The organism is Kordiimonas aestuarii, assembly GCF_025574465.1.
GTDB lineage: Bacteria > Pseudomonadota > Alphaproteobacteria > Sphingomonadales > Kordiimonadaceae > Kordiimonas > Kordiimonas aestuarii.
On record NZ_JAOBPP010000020.1, the window covers coordinates 424314 to 435999 of the forward strand.

General features: G+C 55.6%; 12 protein-coding genes. 3 read left to right on the plus strand and 9 right to left on the minus strand.

What is annotated here, in order from left to right; translation table 11 throughout:
- Positions 1-15: 15 nt before the first annotated feature.
- Both OEU85_RS11395 and fabZ read left to right on the plus strand, forming a co-directional pair.
- Positions 16-606, plus strand: a complete 591-nt coding sequence (locus OEU85_RS11395; RefSeq protein WP_262691600.1) for an OmpH family outer membrane protein — start codon at positions 16-18, stop codon at positions 604-606.
- A 28-nt stretch (positions 607-634) separates the two neighbouring features.
- Positions 635-1069, plus strand: a complete 435-nt coding sequence (gene fabZ / locus OEU85_RS11400; RefSeq protein ID WP_394805416.1) for a 3-hydroxyacyl-ACP dehydratase FabZ — start codon at positions 635-637, stop codon at positions 1067-1069.
- Positions 1070-1125: 56 nt separating this feature from the next.
- On the opposite strand, the gene OEU85_RS11405 is transcribed toward fabZ, so the two are convergent.
- The 3 genes from OEU85_RS11405 to gltX form a co-directional block, all read right to left on the minus strand.
- On the minus strand, positions 1126-1380 hold the full coding sequence (locus tag OEU85_RS11405) for a hypothetical protein (protein WP_262691602.1): 255 nt from the start codon (positions 1378-1380) through the stop codon (positions 1126-1128).
- A gap of 93 nt (positions 1381-1473) precedes the next feature.
- Complete coding sequence (locus OEU85_RS11410; protein ID WP_262691603.1) at positions 1474-2760, minus strand: citrate synthase; 1287 nt, start codon at positions 2758-2760, stop codon at positions 1474-1476.
- Positions 2761-2811: 51 nt separating this feature from the next.
- A complete protein-coding gene (gltX, locus tag OEU85_RS11415) occupies positions 2812-4215 on the minus strand; it encodes a glutamate--tRNA ligase (RefSeq protein WP_262691604.1) in 1404 nt (467 codons plus the stop codon).
- Between the two features lie 260 nt (positions 4216-4475).
- On the opposite strand from gltX, the gene OEU85_RS11420 reads away from it, so the two are divergent.
- Positions 4476-6566 (plus strand): ComEC/Rec2 family competence protein, encoded by a 2091-nt coding sequence (locus OEU85_RS11420; protein WP_262691826.1) that lies wholly within the window; start codon positions 4476-4478, stop codon positions 6564-6566.
- 129 nt (positions 6567-6695) lie between these two features.
- On the opposite strand, the gene lexA is transcribed toward OEU85_RS11420, so the two are convergent.
- The 6 genes from lexA to OEU85_RS11450 all read right to left on the minus strand — a co-directional run bounded on the left by lexA (position 6696) and on the right by OEU85_RS11450 (position 11670).
- A complete protein-coding gene (gene lexA, locus OEU85_RS11425; RefSeq protein WP_262691605.1) occupies positions 6696-7379 on the minus strand; it encodes a transcriptional repressor LexA in 684 nt (227 codons plus the stop codon).
- 97 nt (positions 7380-7476) lie between these two features.
- Positions 7477-8670, minus strand: coding sequence for a molybdopterin molybdotransferase MoeA (locus OEU85_RS11430; RefSeq protein WP_262691606.1), 1194 nt, complete (start codon positions 8668-8670; stop codon positions 7477-7479).
- 38 nt (positions 8671-8708) lie between these two features.
- Positions 8709-9185, minus strand: coding sequence for a cyclic pyranopterin monophosphate synthase MoaC (gene moaC / locus OEU85_RS11435; RefSeq protein WP_262691607.1), 477 nt, complete (start codon positions 9183-9185; stop codon positions 8709-8711).
- Positions 9186-9253: 68 nt separating this feature from the next.
- Entirely contained in the window at positions 9254-10060 is an 807-nt protein-coding gene (gene trpC, locus OEU85_RS11440; RefSeq protein ID WP_262691608.1) for an indole-3-glycerol phosphate synthase TrpC, read from the minus strand.
- A complete protein-coding gene (gene trpD / locus OEU85_RS11445; RefSeq protein ID WP_262691609.1) occupies positions 10053-11090 on the minus strand; it encodes an anthranilate phosphoribosyltransferase in 1038 nt (345 codons plus the stop codon). Before trpD ends, trpC begins: the two co-directional genes overlap by 8 nt.
- A gap of 4 nt (positions 11091-11094) precedes the next feature.
- Positions 11095-11670: an anthranilate synthase component II gene (locus tag OEU85_RS11450; RefSeq protein ID WP_262691610.1), complete on the minus strand. Its 576-nt coding sequence runs from the start codon at positions 11668-11670 to the stop codon at positions 11095-11097.
- Positions 11671-11686 lie beyond the last annotated feature (16 nt).

Sequence of the window (11686 nt, forward strand, 5' to 3'; positions counted from 1 at the left end):
CATAGGGATAAAAAAATGGGTAAGTTGTTTAATTCTTTCAAATTTGGTGTGATCGCCATGGCCGCTGTGGTCGGCCTGTCTGCAACCGCATCTGCACAGATCCTCACGGTCGATGATGAACGTGTCGAGCGCGAAGCCGCAGCATACAAGGACTTTAATCTGCAAACCAACGAGTTGCGCCAGAGCATCCTGCAACGCCGCCAGATGGTAACCCGTGGTGGCGCGATCGAGCAGCAGCTTGCTGATCTTGAAAAGCGCAAGGCCATCATTGGTAACGACAAATATGAAGAAGAGAAAAAGAAACTCGAGCAAACCTATGTGCGTTTCCAGCAGGAACTGGCACAGCTTGAGTATGTTTTTGACCAACTTCGTCAGGAAGCCATGGTGCAGGTTGAGCGCGCACGTCAGCCCGTGATCCGCAGCCTGCTTGCTGAGCGCGATGCACAAGTCATCATGATGAAGCGTCTGCTCCTGGGGTCCGCAGCAGGTATTGACGTGACCACGCAGTTTATCGAGAAACTCGATTCCGAGCTGCCGAATGTAACGCTCAACAACCTGCCGAAGCCAGCGGCTGAAGCAGCGCCTGCAGAGCCGAAGAAGCAATAAGCGCGGGCGCTTTTCGGGGGTACGAATGATGACATTCGATATCGAAAAAATCATGGAACTGATACCGCACCGGTATCCGTTCCTGCTTGTGGATAAAGTTGTTGATATTGTGCCGGGCGAAAGCGGAACCGGCATCAAGAATGTCACAATGAATGAGCCGTTTTTCCCTGGCCATTTCCCGCAAAAGCCAGTAATGCCGGGGGTTTTGATTCTCGAGGCCATGGCGCAGACCGCCGGTGCTCTTGCAATTGATTTCCTTGGGGATGATGCAAAGGGCAAGGTGGTTTATTTCATGGCGATCGATGGTGCCAAGTTTCGTCGCCCGGTCGTGCCGGGAGATCGTCTTGAGATGAAACTCCAGAAGGTGCGTGGCCGTGGCGCGGTGTGGAAATTCGACGCCAAGGCGTATGTCGACGGGGAACTTGTCACCGAAGCCACGCTTACGGCCATGCTCGGCGCTTAACTGACAGAAAATTGATACAAGTATTAAAAGACAGTCCCCTTCGCGTGGGCTGTCTTTTATTTTTGTGCAGTTGGGCTCTGGCGTCCATTCGCGATGAAACCGATTCCCGCACCCAGAAGGGTTCCTGTGACTTCTACGCTGATCACGCCCATGATGGCGAGTGCGGCTACAAGGGGTAGTGCCACGGTTGCCACAGCAAACTGGTTGATGCTATCGCCAATACCTTTGTCCAGTTTGATGCGGTTCCACAGCATACCGGTGGTTGCCACGAGGGCAGTCAGCACAAGGATGATTGAGATAATATCTGACATATGGTTTCTCCCTCAGGGTTGGAGAGGGAGTATGACACAAACAAAAAGGCCGGTCGAATGACCGGCCTTTTCGCATTTCCTGCCCTGATAAGCCTAGCGCTTGTCGAGCGGGACATAATCCCGTTTTGGCGAGCCGGTAAACAGCTGGCGGGGGCGGCCGATTTTCTGTGTCGGGTCTTCCACCATTTCTTTCCACTGCGCGATCCAGCCGCTGGTGCGCGCAAGCGCAAACAGAACGGTGAACATGGCTGTTGGAATGCCCATGGCTTTGAGGATGATGCCCGAGTAGAAGTCCACATTGGGGTAGAGCTTCTTGGAGACAAAATATTCGTCTTCAAGCGCGATCTTTTCAAGTTCCATCGCTACGTCGAAGAGCGGGTCATCAACCCCAAGTTCTGCAAGTACCTTGTGGGCCGTTTCGCGCATCACTGTCGCGCGCGGATCAAAGTTCTTGTAGACGCGGTGCCCGAAGCCCATGAGGCGGAACGGGTCGCTCTTGTCCTTGGCGCGGGCGACAAACTCGGGGATACGGTCAACCGTACCGATTTCCTCAAGCATGTTGAGGCAAGCCTCGTTCGCACCGCCGTGTGCCGGCCCCCACAGGCAGGCAATGCCGGCCGCGATACAGGCAAACGGGTTGGCACCAGATGACCCAGCAAGGCGCACGGTGGACGTAGACGCATTCTGTTCATGGTCGGCGTGCAGGATGAAGATCAGGTCCATGGCTTTTTCGAGCGTCGGGCTGACCTTATATTCTTCCGCTGGCACAGAGAACATCATGTGCAGGAAGTTAGCCGCGTAGGACAGCTCATTACGCGGATACACAAATGGCTGACCGACCGAGTATTTATACGCCATGGCGGCAATCGTCGGGATCTTTGCGATCAGGCGATAGCTTGCCACCATACGCTGGTGCGGGTCATTGATGTCAGTGCTGTCGTGGTAAAAGGCTGCCAATGCGCCAACAACACCAACCATGATCGCCATCGGATGCGCATCGCGGCGGAAACCGCTGAAAAAGCGGTGAAGCTGCTCATGCACCATGGTGTGGTGGGTGATGTCATGAACGAACTTTTCCTTCTCTGCTTTTGTCGGCAATTCGCCGAAGAGAAGGATGTAGCATACTTCCATGAAGTCGCTGTGTTCAGCGAGTTGTTCAATCGGGTAGCCACGATACTGCAGCTCGCCTTTTTCACCATCGATATAGGTGATTTTGGATTCACAGCTGGCTGTGGACGTAAAACCCGGGTCAAAGGTGAACATACCGGTTTGTGCATAAAGCTTCCGGATATCCAGCACCTTTGGACCTACAGACCCCTCCATCACAGGAAGGTCGACGTCAGAGCCGGCGCCGGCCAGTTTAAGGGGATCATTCGACATGGTCCTTACTCCTTCTCAAAAATCAAATGTCTGCCACTACAGACTAAAGGATTACGCGGCAACGCGGTCCCTCAAGCGGCCGATGGTCTCGCCCTGGCCTAATATCTCCAGGGTTTCCACCAGATCGCCGGACTGTTTCCCTCCGGTCACGGCGGCCCGTATCGGCTGCATCACTTTGCCAAGTTTAAGGCCTTCTGCTTCAGCAAAAGACATAATGGCCGCTTTAATCACCGGTGCAGACCACTCGGTGACAGCTTCCAATTCGTTTGCCACTTTCTCAAGCACTGGCAGGGCATCACCGGTCAGTTGCTTGGCGGCATTGTCCGTTACATCTAACGGGCGTGTGTTACAAAAAAGAGACGCGCTTTCAGTGAGTTCAGGCAATCTCTTTGCCCGCTCAGCCAGCGACGGCAGCGCGCGCGACAGGCGCGCTACTTCAGTCTCCTCGAGCGTACGGCTCAGGTTATTTTCTAGTTCGCTTTTAACAATAGACAAGAGGCGATCTGCATCAGCTTCACGAATATAGTGACCGTTCAGGTTATCCAGCTTGTCAAAGTCGAACCGGGCAGGGCCGCAGCCGACACTCTCCAGATTAAACCATTTGATGGCGTCTTCTGTCGAGATGATTTCGTCATCACCGTGGCTCCAGCCCAGCCGCAGCAAATAGTTGCGCATGGCTTCAGGCAGGAAGCCCATTTCTTCATAAGCTTCCACGCCGAGGGCGCCGTGACGTTTCGATAGCTTTTTGCCGTCAGGGCCATGAATAAGCGGAATATGGGCAAACACCGGCACATCCCATTCCATGGCCTCATAAATCTGGTACTGACGGAACGCATTGTTCAGGTGGTCGTCGCCGCGAATGATGTGGGTCACGCCCATGTCATGATCATCAACGACAACTGCCAGCATATAAGTTGGCGTTCCGTCGGAGCGCAGGATGATCATGTCATCCAGTTCCGAATTTTTGACGGTCACATCACCCTGGACCGCGTCGCGAATGGTAACCTCGCCTTCGCGCGGCATCTTGATGCGTACAGCATAGGGTGCGCCTTCGGGGGCTTCGCTTGCGTCGCGGTCGCGCCACAGGTCACCCCGGAAATTACGACCTTCTGTGCGCGCCGCCTCCCGTGCTTCGGTCAGTTCCTCTGCGCTTGCGTAGCAGCGGTAGGCCTTGCCGTTCTTCAGCATCGCGAGGGCGACTTCCTGGTGCCGATTTGCGCGGGACGCCTGGCTGATGGCGGTACCGTCCCAGTCAAGCCCGAGCCAGCGCATGCCAGCAAGAATTGCGTCAATTGCCTCATCCGTAGAGCGCTTGAGATCGGTGTCTTCAATGCGCAGCAGAAAGTCGCCGCCATGGTGGCGCGCAAAGAGCCAATTATAGAGGGCTGTCCGGGCTCCGCCGATGTGGAGGAAGCCGGTTGGAGACGGTGCAAACCGCGTTACCACTTTGGGCATGTCTTTTTGCATGCTCAGGAACTAAACCTTTGTTGTTTCAAACAAAATACCGACGCCGGGAATGTAAAATAACGCCAGTCAAGAAAGCTTGACTGGCTTGTAGCACAAGTTTTCTGACAACACAAATTGCCGCAGTGCAAAAAAAATATTCTTATGACCCGCAACGTGTCAGTAATATGTGAACCGCAAGGGGAGATGTCGAGGGTGCTGCGGCAAAAAGGACAAAAATTGATGTATGGGCGGTATCGAGCTTGACTGTTGTGGCCGATATCAGGCGGATTGTGGGACAAATGCCTGTTGCCATGGCGGAGCTTGCCGCGCGGGTAGATTGGCGCCACAGCGAGTGGCGCATACTCGGCCTTACCATCACATTTGGTATCTTTTGCGCACTTTACATTGCGGTCCCGGTTGCCACGCCGGGTTTCTGGTTCTGGCTGTCATGTGTTTTGCTCGTTGCGGGCCTCGTCATATGGCGTCGCCTTCACCGACACTACGGCGTGCAACTGATGATGATGGCGCTGCTTGCCTGCCTTGTGGCGAGTTGGCGGATCATGGACGTTGTGGCCCCCAGGCTGGACGCTGAACATTATGTTGCCCTGACCGGTATCGTGGAGGAATTCAGCGTTCGGCCGGACCGGGCCCCGCGGCTGACCCTGAGGCCAACGGTGATGGATGACAGGACGGCGGGCTTGCCGCGCAGGGTGCGCCTGATCGTGCGGACTAAAACGCCAGATGACCTCACGCGCGGGGCAACGGTATCGTTCAAAGCCATTTTGTCACCGCCTTCTGGACCGGTCGTCCCCGGTGGATATGACTTTGCAAGGGCTGGTTTTTTTGACGGCATCGGTGCTGAGGGTTACGCGGCATCCCGAATCGACCTTGTTAAAAAAACACAAAGCGACACGGAACTGCGGGACAGGCTGAACAGTATCAGGGCGTATGTGGCCGCCGAATTGACGCGTATTCTGCCTGGCCAGAAGGGGGCGATCGCTGTCGCGCTGACCGTTGGTGACCGACACTATATTAACAAGGAAACAGCTGGCGAGATACGTGACGCGGGGCTTGCTCACCTGTTGGCCATATCGGGCCTGCACATGGGGCTGATCACTGCGGCAGCATTTTTTGTTATCGAATATTTGTTCGCGTCGATCCCCGCTGTTGCCCTGCGTATCAGACCAAAAAAAATTGCGGCCGTTGTCGCGTGGGGTGTGGCGTGCGGCTATCTGCTCCTGTCGGGCATGGGCATCGCGACGATCCGCGCTTTTATCATGATCAGCGTGGCTTTGCTTGCAGTCCTTGCCGATCGGCGGGTTTTATCGCTCAGAAGCATTGCACTGGCGGCGCTTGCAATCCTGTTGCTGTGGCCCGAGGCTGTGTTGAGTGTAAGTTTTCAGATGTCCTTTGCCGCCACAGCCGCCTTGATTGCGGTATATGAGGTGCTGTCGGCGTGTGGTTGGACAGCCAGAGGCGATGCGGGCCCGGTCCGTCGTTTTTTGCGGTTTATCGCCTTCATGGCATTCACCAGCCTGATCGCACAGGTCGCCATTGCGCCATTTGCGCTCTATCATTTCCAGACGCTGTCGGTTATCGGCATCGCCGCGAACGTGGTTGTTGTGCCCCTGATGAGTGCGGCGATCATGCCGCTTGCGCTTATCACGCTTGTGCTGATGCCGTTTGGCTTGCATACGTGGCCGGCTGAATTTCTGGGGCTCGGGCTTGAGCAAGTCATCATGCTGGCGAATTATTTTGCGCACTTCCCCTATGCGGTGCACCGTGCGGGGGCGCCGTCGGACCTATATCTCATGCTCGCCAGTTTGTGCTTCTGTGCGCTTCTTGTAATCAGGCACCTCAGGGCCGCTACAGTGCTGCTGATGGCCTATGTTCTGTTGCTTGCCATGCCATTTGGACGTACCGCTGATGTGCTTTTGGACCGTGAGGGCAGGGTGATCGCCCGCGCGGACGCGGCTTCAGGCAGGTTGCAGATCATTGGCGGCAGGCGTGACAGCTACCGGGACGAAAACTGGCGTCGCTATTGGGGGCTGGACCTTGAGCATGAAGCGGGTGTTCTACACCGTCACTGTGATGCAAGTGCCTGCCGCACGGGCCTGGGCGGTGGGCGGTATGTGACGGTGCTAAAATCAATGTCTGCGTTACGGCAAGCCTGTGCAGCAGGTGACATTGTGGTCGGCCCCAGGCGCTGGAACATGTTTTGCCGGGGGGAGAGTGTCTATATCTTTGCCGAGAATTTTGACTATCTGGGCACGGTGGCAATTTATTACCCGGAAGACGGCAGCGGCGATGGCATGCGGTTTCGCTGGAGCAAACCGCGAGGCAAAAGGCCATGGCACTGAATTGAAGGCAGGCGTTGACGAAGCCCAATAGCCCCGGGTCAGGCCAGCCCTGTGCCGTATAATGTTTACTGAAATGCAAAAGGCCGCGCGTGTCGCGGCCTTTGATCTGGATTACTGTTTTGGCGCGGCCTAGTGATATTGCCGCAGCAGACCCACAAGGCGACCCTGTACTTGCACCCGCTTTGCCTCCAGCACCTGGGTGCTGTAATCACGGTTGGCAGGCACCAGTTCAATAAACTGTCCGTTACGGCGCAGAGTTTTGAGGGTTGCTTCTTCCCGGTCAACAAGGGCGACAACAACTTCGCCGTCGCGTGCCGTGTCGGTACTTTCGATCACGACAGTGTCGCCGTCAAGAATACCAAGCTCAACCATGGAATCGCCTGAAACCTCAAGTGCATAACAATTACCGCGGCCCAGCATGCCCGGAGGAATGGAGACAAAGCTGTCCCGGTTCTCCAGTGCCTCTATCGGTGTACCTGCCGCGATGCGGCCGTGCAGGGGAATTTCAACACCCTGATCGTCGCGCGACGGTATGCTACGTGGTCCCGCGCTGCCAAAATTGCCAGCCACAACATTGCTTGCGGCTGTCCCTGAAAGTTTCTCCGGCATTTTCAGAACCTCGAGCGCCCGTGCCCTGTTTGCCATGCGGCGGATAAAGCCACGTTCTTCAAGGGCGTTTACAAGACGATGTACCCCGGATTTTGATTTGAGGCCCAGCGCATCTTTCATCTCGTCAAAAGACGGGGACACGCCGTTTTCAGCCAAGCGTTCTTGAATAAACACAAGAAGTTGCTGTTGTTTTGCCGTGAGCATCGATCTCTCCGCCTTTTGTTTTCGGTATGTTCTCTTTTAGTTCACCTTTTGGATGATTGTCAAGCGTTGCCTGCGCTCTGCGGGGCAAAAGAAACCATCAGAAGGGGAGGAAGGGAACAAATTCACCGGCTTTGGCGGCCGGGGCGTCAGGCGCCCGGATGATCAATCCGTCACTTTGCGAGAGAACAGACAGCAGGCTGCTGTCCTGATCCACCGCGGGGTCCAGCGCGCGCTGCCCGGGTATGCCAATGAGGCGTGCCCTGACATAGTGCTGGCGTGGTCCATTCGCGGGCATGTCAGCGGCAAGCGGCAGCGGCACGCCGGTTGGCATGGGGGATGGACGGCCCATCAACTGATCCACGAGCGGCCGTGCGAACAATAGGGCACAAACGAAGGCGGAAACCGGGTTGCCGGGAAGGCCGAGGACCTTCATGTCGCCGATTTGTCCAAAAATCAGCGGTTTGCCGGGGCGCATCGCAACCTTCCAGAAGCCGAGCTCCATACCCTCCGATGACAAGGCTTGCTGCATCAGGTCCTTGTCGCCGACCGAGGCACCGCCAAGGGTAATCAATATGTCGGCGGCCTTGGCTTTTTTGATCGCCGCCTGCAGCGATTTAAGGCTATCACCAGCCTGGCCGATACAGGTGCAGACAGCGCCCGCATCGGTGAGCAAGGCCGCAATCTGAGGCGCGGTACTGTTTACCGTTTCATGAGGGGCGAAGCTTTTCTGTTCTGGCGGGGCGAGTTCGTCGCCTGTTGCCAGGATAGCTACCTTGGGTGCGCGGTGCACCATAAGATGGCTATGCCCGGCAGATGCCGCCAGCCCGATCGATTTTGGGGTCATGAAGGTCCCTGCATCGAGCACGATCTGTTTGTCGAGGAAATCTATACCCATGAAGCGGATGTTTTTACCGGACTGTGCAGCCTCGCGGGTGAAAATACGGTCGTCCCGGCGCTCGACATTCTCCTGAATGATAACCTGATCCGCGCCTTCCGGTACGGCCGCACCGGTGAAGATACGTACAGCCTGCCCGCTTGTAAGGGCACCCGGAAAAGGCGCGCCAGCGGCACTTTCGCCCGCGACCGCCAGTTCCGCCATATCGCCTGTCAGCTCTGCGCTTCGGATCGCGTAGCCGTCCATCGCCGACAGGTCACACCCTGGCTGGGACCGGCGCGCGGCCAGGGGGGCGGCCAGCACGCGGCCAGAGGTCTGGGCAACTGGCAGGCGTTCCGTCGTCAGCGGCTTGGCATCTGCGACAATGCGTTCAAAAGCCTTTTCAACGCTGATCATAGCCCTTGGTCCTTTGCTTCGGCGGTGCGTGTTTGTACTCAATTCTTGGCCTGATAGCGCCCGGACATACCACCATCTTTTTTCAGCAGGCGGATGCCGTCAATCTGCATGGCTTTGTCAACGGCCTTCGCCATGTCGTAGAAGGTGAGGGCGGCGACAGACACGGCTGTCAGCGCTTCCATCTCAACACCGGTCTGGCCCATGACTTTCACGCGTGCTTCGAAACGCACTCTGGTGTCGTCGGTGCGGTCAACTGACACGGTAACACTGGTGACAGGCAGCGGATGACATAGCGGAATTAGGTCACTGGTTTTTTTGGCGGCCATGATGCCCGCGAGTTTTGCTGTGGTGACGACATCACCCTTGGGGAGCGAGCCGCTGAACACGAGGTCGAGTGTTTCTTTACGCGCTTCGATGAAGCCTTCGGCAATAGCCGTGCGGGAGGAGACCGCCTTGTCGCCAACGTCCACCATATGGACCGCACCCTTGTCGTCAAGATGGCTCAGTTTTGGCACAGAATCCCTCGTTTTTCGCACAATGTCCGCTCATATCTCGCACACTTTTCACCGTTTTCTGCACTGTTTCAAGGGCTTTTTCCGCCCGTTTTCTGCAGTTGCCTCACGGCGCGGGCTACATCTGCCTCCCGCATGAATGTTTCCCCGATCAGGAAGCAACCAGCGCCTGCGACTTCACATTTTTGTAGGTCTTCAGCAGATTTAAGGCCAGACTCCGCCACGGCTATCCGCGTCGCCGCATAGGTTGGTACCAGCGATAATGTGGTGGCGATTGATACTTCCATTGTCTTTAAGTTTCTATTATTTACACCAATAAGCTCACTTTTTAATTTAAGTGCTCGATCAAGCTCTGGCTTGTCATGAACTTCAATCAAAACATCCATGCCCAAACCGAGGGCGGCATCTTCAAGCTCCGTCGCCAGGCTGTCCTCCAGCGCCGCCATAATCAGCAGAATGCAGTCCGCCCCGAGTGCTCTTGCTTCCACCACCTGATAGGGGTCGACCATAAAGTCTTTCCGTAGCACAGGAAGCGAACAGGCCTTTCTGGCAGCGACCAGATAATCGTTATGTCCTTGAAAATATGGTATATCTGTCAACACAGACAGGCAGGTTGCACCGCCTTCTTCGTATGCTCTTGCCAGAGATGCCGGATCAAAATCCGGCCTGATAAGGCCTTTGGATGGACTGGCTTTTTTTATTTCACAGATAAAACCGTACCGGTCTGCGGCCCGCGCAGCTTTGAGTGCCCTGATAAACCCGCGTGGAAGACTGTTGGATTTTGCTCTATCTTCCTGTTCTGACAGCGGAATTTCAGCCTTTGTCTTTGTGACATGCGCGCGTTTCCGATCGCAAATTTCGGCTAGAATGTCATGCATCTTCAGCCTCCGGTCTGTTGGCTTGTGTAAAGCTAACCCATTGGGAGAGTGTGTTTTTTGCCTTGCCGCTATCGATCGTTGCGCGGGCCTTGTCCACACCCTCTTGCAGCGTGCCTGCAAGGCCAGCCACAACCAGCGCAGCGCCTGTGTTCATCAAGACGATATCACGGTAGGCAGACGGGCTTCCGGCCAGCAGGTCCCGGATAGCCTGCGCATTGACATCAGCATCTCCACCCTTCAAGGTGTTGATATCGCTTGTGTTCAGGCCTACATCGGCAGGACTAACCTCAAATTCACGGATGGTACCCTTCTTTAATTCTGCGACAAAGGTCGGGCCGGTTACTGTCAGTTCATCAAGGCCGTCGCTGCCATGGACAACCCAAACATGCTCACTGCCGAGCTTTGACAGAACCTCCGCCATTGGGCGTAGCCACTGCCGGTCAAAAACTCCCAAGACCTGACGTTTTGCCTGTGCTGGATTTGCAAGGGGCCCCAACAGGTTAAATATTGTTCTTAATTGAAGAGATGCACGGGCGGGAGCAACATGACGCATGGCCCGGTGATGGGATGGGGCAAACATGAAGGCGAAGCCGTGCTGCCTGAGGCTGGCTTCATTTGCTTCCTGGCTCATTTCTAGATTGGCGCCCAGGGACATGAGGACGTCGGCGGAGCCGGACTTGGAAGAAACCGAGCGGTTACCGTGCTTTGCCACCACGGCGCCAGCTGCAGCCGCGACAATCGCTGCAGCCGTCGAGATATTATAGGTCCCAATGCCGTCACCGCCGGTGCCACAGGTGTCGATATGACCTGCAGGTGCGACGATCTTGTCTGCCTTGGCGCGCAAAACCCGCGCGCCACCGACGATTTCGTCAACCTGTTCGCCGCGAAGGCGCAACGCCATGATAAAGGCTGCCATTTGTGCCAGGTCCGCAGCGCCGGACATTATAATGTCAAACGCGTCCTGCGCCTCGTCAGTGTCCAGGAAATGGCCGTCCGCGAGTTTAGCAAGGATGGGTCTCAGGTCTGACATGGTTTTAACCTTCTTCGCAGAGGGTGAGGAAGTTTTTCATCAATGCATGACCGTGATCAGACGCGATACTCTCTGGATGGAACTGTACGCCGTGCAAAGGATAGTCTCTGTGTTGCAATCCCATAATAAGGCCATCATCGGTCTCTGCTGTGATCTCAAGGCATTCAGGCAAGTTGTCTCGCGCGACAATGAGCGAGTGGTACCGCGTGGCCTCATAAGGGCTTGGTAGTCCTTTGAAAAGCCCGGTACCGGAGTGGGTTATCCAGCTTGTTTTGCCATGCATCACATAAGGCGCCCGGCAAACCGTACCGCCAAACACCTGACCGATGCTTTGAAAGCCCAGGCATACGCCAAATATCGGGATATCGGCCCTGACTGTGTCAATGAGGTCAAGGCAAATGCCGGCTTCGTTCGGCGTGCAGGGACCAGGGCTGATAATGATGCCTTTCGGCGTTTTTGAAACGACATCGGCGATCGAAATCTGGTCATTGCGATAAACGTCAACTTTTGCCCCCAATTCAACCAGATAATGGTACAAATTGTAGGTAAAGCTGTCGTAATTATCGATCAGAATATACATTCACCGGGGCCCCTGA